At 39.4% G+C, this 19,637-nt stretch carries 19 protein-coding genes and 1 pseudogene; 3 read left to right on the forward strand and 17 right to left on the reverse strand.

The genetic code is table 11. The annotated features are described in order from the left end of the window. Positions 1–8: 8 nt before the first annotated feature. From GZ996_RS11910 to GZ996_RS06415, 11 genes and pseudogenes are all read right to left on the reverse strand, one after another. On the reverse strand, positions 9–584 hold the full coding sequence (locus GZ996_RS11910) for a DUF4268 domain-containing protein (protein WP_238386407.1): 576 nt from the start codon (positions 582–584) through the stop codon (positions 9–11). A gap of 143 nt (positions 585–727) precedes the next feature. After that, complete coding sequence (locus GZ996_RS12105) at positions 728–856, reverse strand: hypothetical protein (RefSeq protein WP_274378780.1); 129 nt, start codon at positions 854–856, stop codon at positions 728–730. A gap of 74 nt (positions 857–930) precedes the next feature. Beyond that, positions 931–1,359: a Fe-S cluster assembly sulfur transfer protein SufU gene (sufU, locus tag GZ996_RS06375; RefSeq protein ID WP_156806247.1), complete on the reverse strand. Its 429-nt coding sequence runs from the start codon at positions 1,357–1,359 to the stop codon at positions 931–933. Continuing rightward, the gene (locus GZ996_RS06380) at positions 1,346–2,572 is read right to left on the reverse strand and encodes a cysteine desulfurase (protein ID WP_156806248.1); all 1,227 of its coding nucleotides are present in this window, start codon (positions 2,570–2,572) and stop codon (positions 1,346–1,348) included. The genes sufU and GZ996_RS06380 overlap by 14 nt, the downstream gene beginning before the upstream one ends. Positions 2,573–2,597: 25 nt before the next feature. Further along, positions 2,598–3,074, reverse strand: a pseudogene (locus GZ996_RS06385) (HIT family protein). 1 nt (position 3,075) lies between these two features. After that, the gene (gene sufD / locus GZ996_RS06390; RefSeq protein ID WP_156806249.1) at positions 3,076–4,338 is read right to left on the reverse strand and encodes a Fe-S cluster assembly protein SufD; all 1,263 of its coding nucleotides are present in this window, start codon (positions 4,336–4,338) and stop codon (positions 3,076–3,078) included. A gap of 9 nt (positions 4,339–4,347) precedes the next feature. Next, a complete protein-coding gene (gene sufC, locus GZ996_RS06395) occupies positions 4,348–5,121 on the reverse strand; it encodes a Fe-S cluster assembly ATPase SufC (RefSeq protein WP_162011617.1) in 774 nt (257 codons plus the stop codon). Positions 5,122–5,193: 72 nt separating this feature from the next. Continuing rightward, positions 5,194–6,345, reverse strand: coding sequence for a glycosyltransferase family 4 protein (locus GZ996_RS06400; RefSeq protein ID WP_198039904.1), 1,152 nt, complete (start codon positions 6,343–6,345; stop codon positions 5,194–5,196). Further along, complete coding sequence (mecA, locus tag GZ996_RS06405) at positions 6,345–7,064, reverse strand: adaptor protein MecA (RefSeq protein WP_156806252.1); 720 nt, start codon at positions 7,062–7,064, stop codon at positions 6,345–6,347. Before mecA ends, GZ996_RS06400 begins: the two co-directional genes overlap by 1 nt. Before the next feature lie 577 nt (positions 7,065–7,641). Next, complete coding sequence (locus tag GZ996_RS06410; RefSeq protein ID WP_161979275.1) at positions 7,642–8,478, reverse strand: undecaprenyl-diphosphate phosphatase; 837 nt, start codon at positions 8,476–8,478, stop codon at positions 7,642–7,644. 47 nt (positions 8,479–8,525) lie between these two features. Beyond that, on the reverse strand, positions 8,526–10,436 hold the full coding sequence (locus GZ996_RS06415) for a DUF2207 domain-containing protein (protein ID WP_162011618.1): 1,911 nt from the start codon (positions 10,434–10,436) through the stop codon (positions 8,526–8,528). 558 nt (positions 10,437–10,994) lie between these two features. Between GZ996_RS06415 and GZ996_RS06420 the strand changes: the two genes are divergently transcribed. Both GZ996_RS06420 and GZ996_RS06425 read left to right on the forward strand, forming a co-directional pair. Further along, positions 10,995–12,575 (forward strand): ABC transporter substrate-binding protein/permease, encoded by a 1,581-nt coding sequence (locus GZ996_RS06420; RefSeq protein ID WP_162011619.1) that lies wholly within the window; start codon positions 10,995–10,997, stop codon positions 12,573–12,575. Then, entirely contained in the window at positions 12,568–13,308 is a 741-nt protein-coding gene (locus tag GZ996_RS06425) for an amino acid ABC transporter ATP-binding protein (protein ID WP_162011620.1), read from the forward strand. The genes GZ996_RS06420 and GZ996_RS06425 overlap by 8 nt, the downstream gene beginning before the upstream one ends. A 49-nt stretch (positions 13,309–13,357) precedes the next feature. Here the strand turns inward: GZ996_RS06425 and GZ996_RS06430 are convergent, their stop codons facing one another. From GZ996_RS06430 to GZ996_RS06455, 6 genes are all read right to left on the reverse strand, one after another. Next, positions 13,358–14,707 carry a BCCT family transporter gene (locus GZ996_RS06430; RefSeq protein WP_162011621.1) on the reverse strand — a complete coding sequence of 450 codons (1,350 nt, stop codon included), beginning with the start codon at positions 14,705–14,707 and terminating at the stop codon, positions 13,358–13,360. Between the two features lie 485 nt (positions 14,708–15,192). Continuing rightward, positions 15,193–15,378: a hypothetical protein gene (locus GZ996_RS06435; RefSeq protein ID WP_238385745.1), complete on the reverse strand. Its 186-nt coding sequence runs from the start codon at positions 15,376–15,378 to the stop codon at positions 15,193–15,195. A gap of 96 nt (positions 15,379–15,474) precedes the next feature. Beyond that, positions 15,475–16,365, reverse strand: a complete 891-nt coding sequence (locus tag GZ996_RS06440; RefSeq protein WP_162011622.1) for an SPFH domain-containing protein — start codon at positions 16,363–16,365, stop codon at positions 15,475–15,477. Between the two features lie 327 nt (positions 16,366–16,692). Next, positions 16,693–17,943, reverse strand: a complete 1,251-nt coding sequence (gene ilvA, locus GZ996_RS06445; protein WP_162011623.1) for a threonine ammonia-lyase IlvA — start codon at positions 17,941–17,943, stop codon at positions 16,693–16,695. A 38-nt stretch (positions 17,944–17,981) separates the two neighbouring features. Then, a complete protein-coding gene (locus tag GZ996_RS06450) occupies positions 17,982–18,731 on the reverse strand; it encodes a S41 family peptidase (protein ID WP_162011624.1) in 750 nt (249 codons plus the stop codon). Between the two features lie 26 nt (positions 18,732–18,757). Next, the gene (locus GZ996_RS06455; RefSeq protein WP_162011625.1) at positions 18,758–18,952 is read right to left on the reverse strand and encodes a hypothetical protein; all 195 of its coding nucleotides are present in this window, start codon (positions 18,950–18,952) and stop codon (positions 18,758–18,760) included. 220 nt (positions 18,953–19,172) lie between these two features. On the opposite strand from GZ996_RS06455, the gene GZ996_RS06460 reads away from it, so the two are divergent. Beyond that, positions 19,173–19,637: helix-turn-helix domain-containing protein (locus GZ996_RS06460; protein WP_162011626.1), on the forward strand; the 465-nt coding region annotated here is incomplete at its 3' end.

Here is a 19,637-nt window from a genome sequence, read left to right on the forward strand (position 1 = left end):
TTTAATTTTTACAAGTACTCTTTAATAATTTCTTTCATCCTTACAACTTTATCAATCACCTCTTCAATAAGTTGAGGATAATTGGTCTGATTATTAAAATCTAATCCACTTATATAGTGTATAATGCGAGAAGCTTTCTGATTATCTAATCTACGCCATTCCAGAACAAATCCTAGCTCTTCTTCTAGTTTTTGTGCAGATAATTGAAGTTTATCAAAAAGATCCTTGTCGTTGTTTATATAATACTCGATACCAATAGCATTAGTCTGATTGACAAGTGTTATTGAGATATGTGCTTTGCTTGTCCCAATTGCCACATCATACCAATGATCCGTTGTTGCTTTTCGAACGTTAAAAGGATAATTTTTTTCCTCTAAGCACTCATTCATTTGGTTCCAAAAATTCAACCGCTCTGCTTGTGAACGACTCAATTCTTTATCTCCAGACATAGCCTTAGTTGCTTTGATAAAATCATTTGGTTTTTCCACAATCACAAACTTAGGAGCTGGTAATGAATTACCAATTTGATAAGCATGAATTTCAATGAGAAAAAACGAAATATCTTGTGTTGTCTTGCTATTCAACCATTCGATAGCACTACGATGTTCCTCTCTGGCTTCTTTAACAATCCAAACAACAACATCCGCCCCTAAACCTGAAGCATAAGTAATTAGTGTTCACAGATGGCCGTGATTAGTTGCTTCCAGTTGATTTTCGATAATTACCTTCATCCTGTTGTCTCATCTGTCGCAACTAAATCACAACGATAAGAACCAACGAAAACTTCCTTATTAACATCAACTAGAGTTAAACCAATTTCATTTCCTAACTGATTAATATTTTCATCTTGTGCCAATCAATTTGAAAAATCATATTATTCATGTTACTAAAGTTTCCTAACATCAACTTCTTCTAAAATACCAAACATGTCTAACTTCTCTCTATTGATTTTCTCAAAGCATTCCAAGCTAGGGTTGCACACTTGATGCGCTGAGGAAATTTCGAAACACCTGCCATAAAAGCTGCATCTCCCAAGTCTTTTTGACGGTCATCTGTCTGCCCCTGTACCATTTGAGAGAAGAGCTCTGCCATGTCCAAGGCTTCTGCCTTGGTTTTACCAATCACCGCATCAGTCATCATGCTTGATGAAGCTGTTGAAATCGTGCAGCCTTCGCCTGCAAAGGCTATATCTTCAATCACGTCTCCATCAAATTTGACCGTTAAAGCAATCACATCTCCACAGGTTGGGTTATTGAGTTGAATGGCTTCAACACCCTCTAAAACTCCGTGATGATGTGGACTTTTAGAATGATCTGCCACGACCGCCATGTAAAGGCTATCTAATCTAGAAAGTGCCATTGAAAAACTCCTTCGTCTTATGAATCGCTTCAATCAATTTGTCACAATCCGCTTTGGTATTGTATAAGTAAAGACTGGCGCGAACTGTTGCTGAAATCCCTAGATGGTTAATTAGAGGTTGCGCACAATGGTGCCCTGCCCGAACAGCAACACCTTCATAGTCCAAGGCTGTTGCTACATCATGCGGGTGCAAGCCCTCGATATTAAAGGCAAGAACCCCTGCATGTTTTTCAGGATCTTTCGGTCCATAGACCGTCACTCCTGGAATGGCATGTAACTGAGGCAAAAGATAGCTAACCAGGTCTTGCTCATGAGAATGAACAGTATCCATTCCCAACTCAGTCAAGTAGTCAACAGCTACTCCCAAAGCAATCGCTCCTGAAATATTTGGCGTCCCTGCTTCAAATTTCCAAGGTAATTCCTTCCAAGTGGCTTCTTGCTCATAAACAAAATCAATCATTTCACCACCAAATTCGATAGGGGACATCATGTTTAGAATTTCTTCCTTACCATAAAGAACTCCAATACCTGTTGATGCCAACATTTTATGACCAGATAAGGTAAAGAAATCACAATCTAAATCCTGCACATCAATCGCCATGTGAGGAGCAGATTGAGCACCGTCAACAACCATATATGCACCAACTTCGTGAGCTAGCTCTGCGATTTTCTTAACAGGATTGATACAGCCAAGAACGTTGGACACATGCGCTAGACTGACAAATTTTGTCTTTGCCGTCAGCTTCCTTTTCAAATCCTCCATGTCCAGTTCCCCGTCTTTTAGGTAAACATAGACCAGTTTTGCCCCTGTTTTCTGGCAAGCTTGCTGCCAAGGGATAATGTTGGAATGATGTTCCATGACTGAGATTAGGATTTCATCATCTGGTTGGAGAATCTGCGCCGCAAACTGAGCCACCCAGTTAAGTCCCGTAGTCGTTCCTCTGGTAAACAGAATTTCCTTAGTTGATTTCGCGTTGATAAAGGAGCTAACCTTCTCACGACTGGCTTCATACTTAGCTGTCGCTCGCTCTGCTAGGGTATGCACCCCACGGTGAACATTGGCATTATCTTCCAAATAGTACTGATTTATGGCATCTAGCACAGCTTTTGGCTTCTGAGTGGTCGCCGCACTGTCTAAATAAACCAGAGGTTCATCATTGACAATCTGGTCTAAAATCGGAAAATCTCGGCGAATAGTCTGAACATCTAGCAATGACGTCACTCCTTTAGTGTTAATTTTAACTTTGGGCTAACTCCGTTTCAAGGTCAGTCAGCACTTCTAGTAAACGCGACTTGAGTCGTTCCAGTTCTTCAGGGGTCACTTTTTGATGGTCGGCATACATCTCCTCAAAGGGTAGCCACCAAACAGGTCATTTTCCATTCTGCCCATGATGCCCTAAGTCACCCGCATATCTTGGAAATAAGTCCCAATGCAAATGAGCGTCTCCATTTCCAAGACTCTCAATGTTCATCTTCTCTGCGGAAAAAGCCTGCGCTACTGCCTCAGATACTATCGCCATTTCAGCCAAGTGCTTCTGACGGATAGCTATCGGCAAATCATGCAATTCTCTGACATGTTTTTTCGCCAGAAACAGCGTGTACCCTCGGAAATACTGGTGATCCCCAATCACGACATAGCCTGTTTCTAGTTCTTTGACAAAATAGGGATTGGTCCCATTTTGAATACCAGTTACTCTGTCACAAATCAAGCATATCTTAGCGTTTGTCTAGCTTGCTATCCAGTACCGCAATCATCTCATCACGGACTTCTTTGACTGGGATTTCTGTAATAACAGCTCCTAGGAAACCTAAGATCACAAGGCGCTCTGCAGTTGCTTGGTCAATCCCACGACTCATAAGGTAGTACATATCCTCTGGGTCAACCTGACCGATTGACGCCGCATGACCTGCTGTGACTTCATTTTCATCAATCAAGAGAATTGGGTTGGCATCTGAGCGAGCTTGGTCTGATAACATCAAGACACGGCTCTCTTGTTGAGCATCCGCCCCTTTAGCCCCTTTGACAATATGGCCAATTCCATTAAAGGTTAAGGTTCCACGCTCTAAAATAACCCCATGTTGAAGGATATGCCCAACAGAATGATTCCCATAATTGGTCACTCGCGTATCAATGCCTTGTACCTGACGACCACTTGAAGCAGCAACAACTTTCAGGTTAGCATGGCTACCGTTACCAATCAAATCACTATCAAAATCGGCAATCAGATTACCTTCATTCATCACACCAAGTGCCCAATCAACCGTTGCATCAGCGGCATGACGAGCACGGCGGCTTAAATAGGCTGTGACATGCTCTCCAAGACGGTCAATTGCCGCAAATTTAATCCGGCTTCCTGCACCTGCAATTATTTCAACAGAAATATTCGCAGAAACATCCTGAGAACCTGAACCAATGGATTCAAAGCGTTCTAGGTAGCTAAATTTACTATTTTTCCCAGCAATAATTAAGATGTGCTTGTTAAATGGCACAGCACTATCACTATCCTGCAAGAAAATGCCTTCGATAGGCTCCGCAATTTCCACATTGTCAGGAACATAGAGAACCGCTGCGCTGTTAAAATACGCGTAGTTGTAAGCAGCTAATTTGTCCTCATCACTTTTCACCGCAGAAGCAAAGTGCTTTTCAACCACCTCTGGAATCTCTTCCAAGGCAGAATAGAGATCTGTAAAAACAACCCCCTGTTCAATCAATGACATCGGTAATTGTTCCAGAATAGTTTGTGTTCCTACTTGAACAAGTTTAGGGTTATCGCCTAGTTCTGTAAAATCTGGAACATTGCCAACACCCTCATCTTCTGTCAAGGTCCCATCACCAAGATTCCAACGATGAAACTTCACACGCTCAATTTTAGGTAAAGCCAAAGTTTCCAGCTTATCAAAAGCTGATAAGCGAAGTTCTGCTAACCAAGACGGCTCTGCCTTTAATTGTGAGAAGTTTTGAATAGCTTGTTTACTCATAGCCTCTCCTTACTCCAATTCTTCATGGTAATCAATACCAAGCTCTTCAGCGATTTTCACATAGCCTTCTTTTTCAAGACGGGCAGCCAATTCAGCACCACCTGACATCACCACACGACCTTCCATCATCACATGAACCACATCTGGAGTGATATAGTTCAAAAGACGTTGGTAGTGGGTTATAATCATAGCACCGAAGCCTTCGCCACGCATTTCGTTAACCCCTTTTGAAACCACTTTAAGTGCATCAATGTCAAGACCTGAGTCAATCTCATCAAGAAGGGCAAATTTAGGTTCAAGCATGAGCAACTGAAGAATCTCATTACGTTTTTTCTCACCACCTGAGAACCCTTCATTCAAGTAACGCTCTGCCATTTCCTCTTTCATGCCAAGTAATTCCATTTTCTCATCAAGTTTTGTTATGAAATCACGTACTGAAATTTTATCCTCATCTTCTTTACCAGCATTCATCGCTGCACGGATAAATTCGGCATTGGTAATTCCTGGAATTTCTGAAGGGTACTGCATGGCTAGGAAGAGCCCTAGACGTGCACGCTCATCCACTTCCATCTCTAAAATATTTTCGCCCTCAAAAAGGATTTCTCCCTCAGTGACTTCATAGTTTGGATGTCCCATAATCGCAGCAGAAAGCGTTGATTTACCTGTTCCGTTTGGACCCATGATCGCAGCAATTTCTCCTGTTTTAAGGGTCAAATTTACCCCTTTTAAAATTTCCTTGTCTTCAATAGAAACATGTAAGTTTTTAATTTCAAGTACAGACATGACAATCTCCCGATTCTTTTTTATAACGGTCTTTATTATAACAAAAAAGCCCCCGAAAGGCTTTTATCGTGCTTACTTCTTTGACTTCTGCTCAAAAAATTCCTTTCGATAAGCAGAATTGCCAACCAATTTCAACAGGTGGAAAAGCGGTGTTCGACCTTCTCCCCAAATTTCCAACCCCTCAATCAATACCTCAAGCCCAAACAGCACACCTACCATCAGTAGAACCCCACCTAGACGTGTTGAGACATTTAACAATAAGGAGATTAAGGAAAATAGCAGAGCAATACCATAAACGACCAACACAGCCCCTTTATGAGAAAAACCCATTGCTAACAATCTATGATGAAGGTGCATCTTGTCCGGTTCATAAAATTTCTTACCAGATAAGGTACGACGGATAATCGCTACAAAGGTATCCACAATCGGAACCCCTAGAATAATCACTGGCGTCACCACAGCAACCGCCGTTGCATTTTTTAACCCTTGTAGGGACAAAACAGAAATCATAAACCCTATAAATAGAGCGCCCGTGTCACCACCATAAATCCAGGCAGGATTATAATTATAAGGAAAAAATCCTGCAATAGAGGCTACAAGAACAAAAATCGTTAGGGTTAAAAAAATATCAGAATCTGCCAAAAAGAAATTAGAAACAATCCCCATCGTTAAAAGACTAATCATTGAGACACCACTAACTAAACCATCCAAACCATCCATCAGATTGACTGCATTAGTCACGCCAACAATCCATAAAATAGTTGCAACGAACGTCAAAAGTGAATTAAACCGTAATAACGGCCCTCCAAACGGAATCTTAAAGGAATCAAACTGAAAATCCGTAAAATACCAGACCAAAACCGCAGCAATGATAATCCCAATTAATTTTTTCTTGGCAGATAACTCATAGATATCATCAATCAGCCCAGTTATCGCCACAATAATACCACCAATCACTACAGGGAGTATATAAGTGAAATAAGTTTGTCCGTGCACTAATCCAGTCACTACCATTGGCATGAAAAACAGAGTCGCAATGGTAAACGAAACCACTACCGCCAAACCACCGCTACTTGGCATCGGTATCTTGTTAATCCGGCGAGCATTTGGTTGGTCAACAGCTCCGATTTTAAAAGCTAACCAACGAACGATTGGCGTCGCAAAAAGTGAGAGCAGAAAAGCACCAATTAAAACCAAGATATATTCTAGTGAAAAACTAGTCATCAAGCCACCTCGATACTCCTAAGCAAAGGCAGAGCATCATCCATCATTAGTTGAATACCATGCTCTTGTAAATAAGCTCGCGTTCTATCTGCCTTATGAGCATGCTCAATCAAACGTGCAAAAACGATATTAGAATAGTACGCCGGTTGATTTTCAAGAGAGACTAAGACGGTCATGTAGTAACGTCCATCAACCTTATAAAGTTCTGACGCCTCTGTCGGAAAATCAATTGATTGGCAGAAGGTCACTACGTCTTCAAAAGTTGGAAAATCCAAAACATAATGAACATAGTCCTGAGTCTCTTCAACCTCCTCAGTTGCACTATGTTCTTCCTGCTCCTCAATATCAGCCAATTGTTTATGAGCCGCCACATCACCTTTTTCAAACATCTTTTGTTCCAACGTTTTGAAAAAATCTTCCGGAGACATTTGGGAAACATCTCCCAAATCAGCCAAATCTTCAAAATTCAAATCTTGATTGATTTCTGATTTTGTCACAAAAACATCTAGGCGATCTTTTCGAGGCGTCACACGAAAACTAAGCATGCCACTTTGTTTGAAATTATCAGGCAATTCCAACTCATCCATGACAGAATAGAAAAATTCTTCCGTTTTTTCTTGAGGAATTAAGAAGTCATGCAATTCCATGCCACGCTCTTCCAAATCCTCCATACTGATCGTAATTTTCAACGTTGTTTCGTTGATTTGTTTCATTTCCATTTAATTACCTCGCACGAGACTAGTCATTTCATTATACTAGAATGAGGTTAAAATAGCAATTTTCTAACCTATTAAGAGCTATAAACCACACATGAAACCCTTAAATATAGCAGCATTCTGTTGAGACAAATAATATAACTGCCTCATTTCCAACCTTCCGGCACATTTTTAATCAAATCAATCAAAAATGTTTGCACTAGTGTTTACTCAGATCATCTTACCATTTGCAACTCACTCTATGTACAGCGAACTCAAAATAGATTAGGACAAAGCATAGAATAACTAATATTATTAGCGTCTATAAAAATGATTCATCTATGTCCTACTCTTAATTCAAATCGCTATAGAACCATTTAAGATAGTAGTCTGTTTTCGTTAGTTAGAAATAACCGTAACACTCCAAAGTTTGACGGCTCTTTCTTTTCGAAGATTTTATCGCAAACCTATCACAAAGGAATGTTAAGCTAGCAAAGCCTAGAAGTGTTTGTGTAACTTCAACTACTGTCAATAGCAACACCGAAGTTTCTAGGAGAGTGGGACAGAAGTCATGACTTCTGTCCCACTCTCCCATCATTTTTTAAAAAATATAACTCAGACCTGCATAGGTAAGAAGAATTATTCCTAGTATAATACGGTATTTACCAAATATTTTAAAGGTATGACTCTTCACGTAGTCTGTCAGGAAGCGAATCGCGTAATAACTAACCACGAAAGCTGTGATACTTGCCAACAGTAGAAGGACGATTTGAGAAAAGGCTAACGCATTGCCATCAACAAAGAATTTTACTGCCTTAAGCCCACTATACCCAAACATAGTCGGTATGGCAAGGAAAAAGGTGAAATCAGCTGCGACACTCCTACTTGTCCCTAAAAGAATACCTCCAAGTATCGTTGCTCCTGAGCGACTAGTCCCTGGAACAATACTAAGGACTTGGAACATTCCAATATAAAAAGCGTTGCGATAAGACATTCTTGATAAGGTCTTAACTTTGGGCTCCATTCGTTGGCGGTCTTCTAAGAGGATAAAAGCAACCCCATAAACAATCAACATCAGCGCTACTGTTGACATATTTTGAAAATGTCTTTCAAACCAATCATCCAAAGGCAAAGCAATTAAAATAGAAGGAATACAGGCAATCGCAACTTTAAGCCACAGCTGCCAAGTCTTTTGAACCTCTTTAGCAGTTTTTCCAGGCTGAAAAGGATTCAAGCGATTAAAATAAATGACAATGACTGCTAAAATCGCCCCTAACTGAATAACAATGTTAAACATGTCCATAAAGTCTTTATTTTGATTGCTAAAATTGATAAATTCCTGCACTAAAATCAAATGACCGGTACTAGAAATTGGCAACCATTCTGTAATCCCTTCGACAATACCAAAAAAGATTGCCTTTAATATTTCAAAAAACATAGATACTCCTTACTTGCTTTATCCTATTATAACAGATTTTCTAAATTTTAGAAGGAACCGCCTCCGCCTCCTCCGCCGCCACCAGAGAAGCCACCGCCTCCACTTCTTCCCCCAGACGATACGGAAAAGTTTGAAGCAGTTGTCACATGATTCGAGGTTGAAACAAAATGATTGGTAGATAATATCATCTGATGACGTATAAGACCGATGTCTATATTTCCAAATTGTTCAGGCAAAGCGATATGATTGACGTTTAGGTAATGTTCAATCTTACTGGCATAACCAAACAGCGTGGCATAAACTAATAGGCGATTCCAAAGCACTAACCCTTCAAGTTCCACTGCATTAAAAGTATTAAACTCTTTAATCATACGTTCAAAGCTCTGCCATTTTTCCAAGCGAACCATACCTTCTTCAGTAATGACGCCTAAGGTCGTATAGGGCTTTGTTAAGCGTCCCAATAAAAAGATTAGTCCAAAACTAACGACGGTTATCAGTAAATAAAGCAAAGCTAGCATGTGGACTTTCATCACAAAATAAATAGTCAACCCAAAAGTAATTAGGCTAAAAAAACATCCCAAACCACTCGCTTCATGAAGTTTTTTGCTTTCTTGTGAAGTCATCGGTCTGTAAATTTTAGGGAGGTGTAGTGTCGCCAATTCCTTGGTCACGGCTTTATCAATAGCAGAAGACATCGCTCTGATTCGATGTGCCATTTTTTGGGAACTTTTACGGACCTCTGTCTCAAGTTGACTTCCTGAATATTGCTTTTTCAGTCGCTTCATGATAGTAGAATCATATTGAAAATCATCAAATAATTTGTCTAACGTTACAGACAGACGATTCCCAAAGGCCATGTCTAAAAAGGCAACATCAGAAGAAGTACAATGATCAAGGTTTACGATGCTCAAAGTCGGTACAGAAGTTTCCTTATCAACGCTCACAATTCCTCTATCAATTAAATCTAAAATCATGGCTTGAACGACGTGTTCAAAATGAAATTCACCCTCTTCAGGACTTTTTACGATATCCTTGAACGTTACCTGATAAACATCATTGGCTAAAAGTAGGGGGGATAAGTCTTCTGGTACCTCGTATAGTCTTGTTTTTCCTATTTTTGATCGGTAACGATCCAGTCCTTTTTTGACTTTGGCGAAGCGCCACAACGATATTCCGGTGAGACACGCTATCGCAATTGGAACCACTCTACCAAAGATAACTAACAACAGTTGCGATTTCTTTTCTATCTTTTGTTCCGTTTTTTCAATACGAGGCAGGGCTTTCTCCGAAAGACGAGGAACCGATAAATTCAAAATATTGCTATCCCAATAGCCGTGGAGTTCTAATACATCATCAACATCGTGAGCTTCCAAAGTATAACGACCATTACCATCCCAATACTTTTTAGGAGGGGTTTTAAAATATCCACGATGCCCCCAAATGTTACTGATCTTAGTTGGCTTATCTGTCGTAACAGTAAAGGTTACACGATCAATAGTTTCATCCCAATCACTAATAGGCTTCCAATTTAACTCTGCAACATCTTGGTAAGGAAAGATTATGTTGACCAGCTTCCAAGTCACAGAAATCTCAACCAAATCACCACTGATACCAGCGTTATAGATTTTCAGTCGATAGCCATCTGATAAGGGTTCCAAAATCGTCTCTGCATCAGCTATCACCTGATTATTTTTCTCAACATGGACAAGAGGTTTACTAGCGATGTCAAAATGTTCTGGAACGTTTCCTGCTAATCCCAAACTCACATACTGGCCATTAAAACTCGAATCATAGTCATAAGTAATCACTTGCTCAAAAGTAGCTGTGTTGTCCTCATGAATTTGCAATGCTCCCTCATACGATATAATGCTATAGTCAATTTCATCATCTGCCTTGGCGCTTTGGGAAAATAGCAGAACTATCACAATTATCAACCATTTTAAATGATTTTTCACCATAACTACCTCCATTTCTACTATTTTAACATATCTTTTGAAAGTTTAGGAATCATTCCCGTAGTTGCTAATTTCAATGAGTGATTTCAGGATAGAAAAGTCAATTTTTTGAAAATACAATCAAATAACCCATATTATGCACGATACAACTGTCCTTACACCAACAATTTCAATTACCTTTATATCTGGAAAACGCCAAAACTTTGTGGCGATAATGTTGAAAAACGGATGTTCTTCTATAAGTTGATAAGCTAAAACGTTAATATCATGTGGTGATTTTTATTTTTATAGTCTTCCAATCGCTTGATAGGACTGGGAGAAAGAACAACGGAATGATTCTTTAGACATTTCTATTGAAATACATCATTTTTTCTTGTAAAATAGACCAGTATAGTTTTTATTTTATAAATACATTTTTACCAAACTTTTAAAGAGAGGAGTCGTCGGTTAATTATATTTAACTGATAACGAGACATTTTTAATTATTCACAAGCTTTTATTTTTTTCGTTTTTATAATTTTTTGAAAATTCAAACTGTCTCGACATATTGAACATATTGACATGAAAAAAATCTTTTTAACCCTTTTAGCCTTCTTCGGAATGCTTTTACTAGGGACATCTACAACTCAAGCTACCGAAGATGATAACTATCTCCGTGTCGGAATGGAGGCAGCCTATGCCCCTTTTAACTGGACTCAAAACGATGACAGTAATGGCGCTGCCAAGATAGAAGGCACTGGACAATTTGCCAACGGCTATGACGTTCAGGTTGCTAAAAAAATTGCTGAAAAACTTGGGAAAGAACTTCTCATTGTCAAAACTGAATGGGATGGTCTGGTTCCTGCGCTCACTTCAGGAAAAATTGATATGATTGTCGCTGGTATGAGCCCTACTGAAGAGCGTAAAAAAGAAATCGCTTTTTCAGACAGCTACTACACTAGTGAACCTGTCTTGGTCGTCCGTTCTGATAGCCAGTATGCCAAAGCTACTTCAATTGAAGATTTTGCTGGTGCGAAAATCACTGCTCAGCAAGGTGTTTGGCACGTCAACTTACTTAACCAGATGACTGGCATCGATGCTCAAACTCCAATGGGAGACTTTGCCCAAATGCGTCAAGCCCTTGAAGCAAGCGTCATTGACGCTTATATTTCTGAAAGACCTGAAGGAACAACAGCTGAGAACGCTAACAACCACTTCAAAATGGTCACATTGGAAAAAGGCTTTGAAGTTGCTGAATCCGATGCCGCTATCGCTGTTGGAATGCGTAAAGACGACACACGAATAGCTCAAGTCAATCAAATTCTTTCAACCTTATCATCGGATAGCCGTATCGCTCTCATGGACGATATGATTGCGAAACAACCCGTTGAAGAACCAACTGATGCCTCTGCTGAATCCAGCTTCTTCCAACAAGTAGCTACTATCCTCAAAAATAACTGGAAAGAATTTCTTATCGGTACAGGAACAACCCTTCTCATTTCCATTACTGGTACTTGCTTTGGATTGATTATCGGTTTGTTAATCGGTATTTTCCGCACAGCACCGAAAGCGACACACAAAAGCCTAGCCATCCTTCAAAAACTCTTTGGCTGGTTCCTTAACGTCTATATTGAAATTTTCCGTGGTACACCAATGATTGTACAGTCAATGGTTATCTACTATGGAACAGCTCAAGCCTTTGGTGTTGATATCCCACGTCTATGGGCAGCTATGATTATTGTCTCAATCAATACCGGTGCCTACATGAGTGAAATCGTCCGAGGTGGTATTTTTGCCGTTGATAAAGGACAATTTGAAGCCGCAACAGCCCTTGGTTTTACTCACGGACAAACCATGCGCAAGATTATCTTACCACAGGTTGTCCGTAACATTCTCCCTGCAACTGGTAATGAGTTTGTCATCAACATTAAAGATACTTCCGTCCTAAACGTTATCTCAGTTGTTGAACTTTACTTCTCAGGGAAAACCGTAGCAACACAAACATATCAATATTTCCAAACCTTTACCATCATTGCAGTGATTTATTTCATCTTAACCTTCACTATTACTCGCATCCTCCGTTATATTGAGAAACGTATGGATACAGATACCTATACTACTGGTGCTAACCAAATGCAAATCGAGGAGGTTCCCTATGTCTAACACGATTTTAGAAATCAAACACCTCAAAAAATCTTATGGGCAAAACGAAGTCCTCAAAGATATCTCTCTAACCGTTGATAAAGGAGAAGTTATCTCCATCATCGGTTCGTCAGGATCAGGAAAATCAACCTTTTTACGTTCTATCAATTTACTGGAAGAACCAACTGGTGGTGAAATCCTTTACCACGGGCAAAACGTCCTTGAAAAGGGCTATGATTTAACCACTTATCGTGAAAAACTAGGAATGGTTTTCCAGTCTTTCAACCTTTTTGAAAACCTCAATGTTTTGGAAAATGCCATCGTTGCTCAGACAACTGTCCTTAAACGTGACCACTCAGAAGCTGAAAAAATCGCTAAAGCTAATCTTGAAAAAGTAGGCCTTGGCGAGCAATATTGGGCGGCCAAACCAAAACAACTCTCAGGTGGCCAAAAACAACGTGTAGCCATCGCACGCGCCCTTTCTGTTGACCCAGAAGCCATTCTCTTTGATGAACCAACATCTGCCCTTGACCCTGAGATGGTCGGTGAAGTGCTAAAGACCATACAAGACCTTGCCAAATCAGGTCTTACCATGATTATCGTGACTCACGAGATGGAGTTTGCCAAAGAGGTGTCAGACCGCGTCATCTTCATGGATAAGGGTCTCATTGCCGACCAAGGCACACCTGAACAAATCTTTGAGAACCCTACTCAAGACCGTACTAAAGAATTCTTAAAACGTTTCTTGAAATAACGACAAAACCAGCAAGTTAATACCTGCTGGTTTATTTTTTATACGCCACCTAATCTTCATAAGATTTAAAAGGTTCATCCTTAGTAGGGTAGCGTTCCGGTGTCAACTGTAATCCCATTTCATTTAACATTGCCAACACATATGTTGCAGAATCCGCAGATGTCACAAAGAAAGTCAAAACTAAAATAATAGCGACAATGGATAATATCATCCCTATAGGAATATGATTAAATGTTGCAAATAAAATTTCTTCTGTGGCAAACTTCGTTAAGTCTGCTCCAGTTCCTTGTACAGAAGTTGATAATGTCCCAAAAGCTGAAAACCAAATTACACTAAGTAAGGTTGGTACAACTAAAACCACTGTCAGAAATTCTCGAATACTACGTCCTTTAGAAATACGAGCAATGAACACTCCAACAAAAGGTGACCAAGCAATCCACCAAGCCCAGTAAAAAATTGTCCAATTATTCGTCCAAAGACGCTTCATATCATTAAAAGCTGATGTTGATAAACTCATTTGTGGTAAGTTTTGCAAATAATTTCCAAGAGAATTGGTCATGGTATCAAATATTTTCACCGTTGGTCCTAGGATAATTGCCATAAACAATAACCCTACCGCCAAAATAAGATTGGTATTCGATAAAATTTTAACACCTTTACCTAGACCAGACAAGGCCGATAATAAAAAGAGAACCGTCGCAATAATAATTACAATTTGAATAAGTGCATTATTAGGAATTCCAAACACATAAGAAAGACCTCCATTAATTTGTGCTGCTCCAAAACCTAAAGTTGTCGCTACCCCTATGACAGTTGCAATAACAGTGATAGTATCTACAATTTTTCCAATAATCCCATCTGTTTTACTCCCAAAAAGTGGCTTCAAAGTAACAGATAATAGATATTTCTCTTTCTTACGAAAACCAAAATAAGCTAAAGCTAAAGCAACAATTGCATAAACCGCCCAAGCATGTAGACCCCAATGGAAAAAAGTATACCTAAAGGCATTTGACAAGGCTGTTTGGGTACCCTGATCTCCGTATGGGGCTGAAATAGCATAATGACTTAGAGGTTCCGCCGCACCATAGAATACCAACCCAATCCCCATACCAGCTGAAAACATCATCGCAATCCAAGAAATTGTAGAATGTTCAGGTTCAGAACCAGGATCGCCTAATTTAATCTGACCTATAGGACTAATAATGAAGAATAGACAAAGTGACAATATTGTGGTTACCATCAATAAATAAAACCAACCAAAATTTGTCGTAATACTATTTTTTATTATTTCTGTAAATTCCTGAAATCCTTGAGGAACGATAATCCCTAACATCACTAACAGAAAGCTGAGTCCAATTGCCAAACCATAGACAGTTGGTTTTGATATTTTTTTAAACATTTTTCCTCCTAATAAAATAATAACTTCTCTTCTATCATATCGTATATATCCCTAAAAATCAAAAATTCTAAAAAATTCTAAATATTCTATATATTCTTAAAATACACATATACTTTTTAAACAACAAATATACCATCTATATCTTAATGAATCATTTAAAAATACAAGGATCATCACTTATCAGAGAAACATTTCAAATGTTCTACCTCATTCAAAACTATATTCAGGAAATTCTTAAACTAACGACAAAACCAGCAAGTTTTTGGACCTGCCGGTTTTTGCATTATTAATATCTAGTGTTTACTTCTCCACTCTTCCCAAAGATCATCCAGTTTTTGGTGAAAAATACTAGAAAGTACTACCATGACTAAGAAAACTAAATCCAGCCAGTGGTCTCCTTTTATAGCATAACCACTAACGAAATAAGCTACAAGACACATTAAACTTAATACTCTTGAAAAAGTAAATGATCGTTCCATCCTCTCTTACCTCAACTTCTCAGGATTTTCCACAAAACTTCTCACAACCGTTCCACAATTAGCACAGATATCATAGTAGAGTGATTGCCCTCGCCAGCCTTTAATCTTGGTAATACTGGCATAACCCGTTTGAACACCACGAACCATCTCTGTTCCACCACAGTAGGTACAAACTAAATTTTTCATATTCATGACTAACTCCTTTTTTCAATGGAAATAATCACACAGCCATATAGAAAAAGGCGACACCATCACTCATAGCAGTTTAGTAACACTAGAACTGATTATTTATTTCGCTTTCAACGCGGACAGGACTTGTGTACGAATATCGTCAATACCATTTGGTGTATTTGGCAAGAAAATCGTTTGATTTCCTTTAGCAGCAAATGTATTGAGGGTATCAAGGTATTGGTTGGTCAAAAGGATTGACATGATTTGTTCTTCAGTCATACCGACATTAGCTTCTTTCAATTCAGCGATGGAATCTGCCAAACCATCGACAATAGCCTTACGTTGCTGGGCAATACCGACACCGTGTAGACGATCTTTTTCAGCTTCGGCTTCTGCTGCTGTAACGATTTTGATTTTATCAGCGTTAGCTAATTCCTGGGCTGCCACGCGTTTACGTTGCGCCGCATTAATTTCATTCATAGATTGTTTAACTTCAGCATCTGGCTCAACCTTAGTAATTAAGGTTTTCACAATGATGTAACCGTAAGTTGACATTTCTTCTGCAACTTGATGTTGAACTTCAAGCGCGATTTCATCTTTTTTCTCAAACAATTCATCCAAGGTCAATTTGGGCACTGATGAACGCAAAGCGTCTTCGATGTAAGACTTTATTTGAGATTCAGGCTTCATTAATTTGTAGTAAGCATCGGTAACATTTTGCTCGTTAACACGGTATTGAGTGGCAACATTCAAGGTTACAAATACATTATCTTTCGTTTTTGTCTCAACGACAATCTCACTTTGGAGCAAACGCAGTTGCACTCGCGCAGCAATACGGTCAATTCCAAATGGCAAACGTACATGGATACCTGAGCTAGCCGTTTTTTGATATTTACCAAAGCGCTCGATGATTGCAACAGATTGCTGACGCACCACATAGAGGGTGCTAATAAAGACAAGAATAGCTACAAGTAGCAAAACTAACAATAAAATAACAACTGGGTTCATAGGAGACCTCCTTAAAATTATTTCTTTTTATTTCCCCACAGGGCACCAAAAATAGCGACCCCTGCACACAACAAGACTAACCAAATTGTCTTCATAATTCCACCTCTTTGCGTAGTTGATTTAATATAATTTTACGAATAAAATTGATAAAATCCAATAAAAAAGTTAATTTTCGACGTCAAAAACTCTAAATATGACAAAAGAGTCTGCGCCTACAGCGACAAACTCCTCTAAATCAATATTTATAAAACCATTATACTCATTTTCCATGAGCAGTCAAGAGAAATTATAGAGTATTTTCTGATTTCTTGACCATGTTTGACCAAATCAGACAAGCATATTGTAAAGACTTTCGTTTCCGTGAAGATTGATAAAAGAAGGGTCAAATCCAGATAAACGTTCAAGAAAGGCTTGATAACCTTCTTTCTCTGCAAGGGTAATCCCAATCAAAACAGGACCTTTACCTTTATTAGCTCGCTTGATGTATTCAAATCGGGTAATATCATCATTTGGCCCCAAGATATTATTTACAAATTCACGCAGCGCACCTGGACGTTGTGGGAAATTCACCACAAAATAGTGTTTCAAACCGGCGTAAATAAGCGCACGTTCTTCCATCTCTTGCATGCGGTTAATGTCATTATTACCACCTGAAATGATACACACAAGAGTTTTACCAGCAATCTCCTCTTTCATGACTTCAAGCGCAGCAATTGTCGCAGCACCTGCTGGCTCCGCAATAATTCCCTGCTTCGAGTACATATCAATCAAAGTTTCTGAAATCAGACCTTCATCAACACCAACAAGGTGGTCAACATATTTTCTAGCCACTTCATAGGTACTGTTTCCAACTTTTGCCACGGCAATACCGTCTGCGAATTTATCAATCTCCGGCAAGGCTACTGGCTGACCCTTATCAAAAGCAGCTCTCATGGAACGTGCACCAGAAGCCTCAATACCGACAACATTAATTTCCGGTGACACATTTTTCAAGTAAGTCGCCACTCCTGAAATCAATCCCCCGCCTCCAACTGGGACAAGAATTTGGTCAAAATGAATCCCCTCCTCTTGAGCTTGCTCATAAATTTCATACGCAACTGTTCCTTGCCCCGCTTGAACATTAGCATCATCAAAGGGGTCAATAAATGTCATCCCTTCTGACTTGGTAAAGTCCTGCGCTGCTTTTGCTGACGCATCAAAGGTGTCTCCGACCAACTTAATCGTTACATACCGGCCACCAAAAAAACGCACTTGCCCAATTTTCTGCTGTGGCGTTGTCACCGGCATAAAAATCGTTGCAGGAATCTTCATTTCATTACAGGTATAGGCAACACCTTGGGCATGATTTCCCGCTGAAGCACAAACCACTCCACGCGCTTTTTTCTCATCTGATAATTGATGAATAGCGTAGTAGGCACCACGAATTTTAAAAGAGCGAACCTTTTGCATATTCTCACGTTTGAGATAAATCGTTGCCCCATATTTTTCAGACAAATAGCGGTCAAATTCTAACGGTGTTCGTTCCACAACACCATTCAAAACGGCATAAGCTGCCGTCACATCCTTAGCTGTAAGCATCTCTCATTCCCCTTTTCAAATTTTATCAAGATAAGTTTTTAATGCTCTTTCAGAAATAGCAGAGCTTTTTCCAAATCAACATCCCTAGAAAGATGTTCTTCTGTCCAAGATATCAAAATATCTGGCTCAATACCTTTATCTGTTTGTCCCTTATCAATCGTCAGCAACCTAGACGTCGGAAAAATGAAGCGATAATCATCCAAAGGTAAGACACAACAATTAGAATAATCATTGATTCCCATTTTCGGTCGCCCCATGGCCGTGACCTTAGGCATCCGTTTCATAATAGCAACAAAACTATCACCTGATGAGCCACAGTACACATCTGCCAAAACTACTACTCTCTTAGGAAATTCTTGACCGATATACGAATCGTAAAAATCAGCGTCGTTATCTTCATGAGAGTCATAAGGCACATATCCCTTACCACGATTAGCTCTTAAAAGAGAGGCAAACTCGTCAATTAATCTTTTTGTTTCCTCAGTAATATCTGGTGAATCGAGATTCTTCTCAAACTGTTCTAAGCGTAAAGCAACATTTCGTTCAGTATAAAGGAGCCCTTGCTGAACATCATCTTCTGGTAAATCACTCACCTTTTCCCCTAATCCTAGAGTGTAGTTAAAAAGAGGCCAATAAAGACTATCTGAGCCACCATGATTAGTTCTAACATCAATAATAAGATTGATACTGTTCTCAATAGCTTGTTTACTTTCCTGATAAAGCGTGCTAATGGCTCCTTCATTTGAAAAATTCTCCATTTTGAGATAAACCGTCTCATTATCAAGCATTTTCCAAACAAATGATTCTGTCTTTGCTACTTACCAGCCCGAAAAACAGTAAAAGACCATGTTCTTACCAAAAATTTCGCCCAATCCATGTACTGACGTTCCGGCGTTTTAGAGACAAATAACTCTTGATTATCTTGGTAAAACTGACTGGTCTCCACCTTATCTAAAGCAATGATAATATCTCCCTTTTCAAGACCTGTCTCCTCTCTTGCTGCAATCACATAGAGTTTTTTTATTCTGATAGCGCAAGCGAAAACCTACCGGTCGATTATCAGAAGGCTTATAAAAGGTGAGATGACTGAGTCCCCCAAACGAAGCCAGATAATTGTTAACTAGAAAAACAAAATTATCATCCCCGCGTTGTAAAATGAAGTGCAACAGAAAAGACATGTTCTTCTGATATACTAGAATTCCCCAACTCAGTATAGAAAGCAGATGAACATGTCCACTAACCATTCTACCAAAAAATCTCGTTATTCTCACTTATCAGCTTCTGAGCGAGGCGAAATTAGTGCTTATTTGAAAATGGGGAAAAAGCCCGCTGAGATTGCACGTTTACTCAATCGTCACCGTTCTACCATTACTCGTGAGATTAAGCGTGGCACAGTAACGCAAGTTCAGGATAAGAATGGCAAACGGACTTATTATCCATCCTATTTCGCCGATAGCGGTCAACGTGTCTACGAAGACAATCGAAAGCACAGTGTCTATCTGAAACTAGACCAGTGCTCTCCGACTTTCTTTAACAAGCTCGAAGAAGCCGTAAAGGCCAAGATTCGTCGTCATAGTGTGGATACCTTTGTCCAAGAATACAAAGCGAAACATCCGACAGAAATTGTCCCTTCAACGAAGACAGTGTATCGCTACATTTTATCGGGTCTTATTTCTATCAAGCCAATCGATTTA

The sequence above is a fragment of the Streptococcus sp. S784/96/1 genome (genome assembly GCF_902729355.1).
Taxonomy (GTDB): domain Bacteria; phylum Bacillota; class Bacilli; order Lactobacillales; family Streptococcaceae; genus Streptococcus; species Streptococcus caledonicus.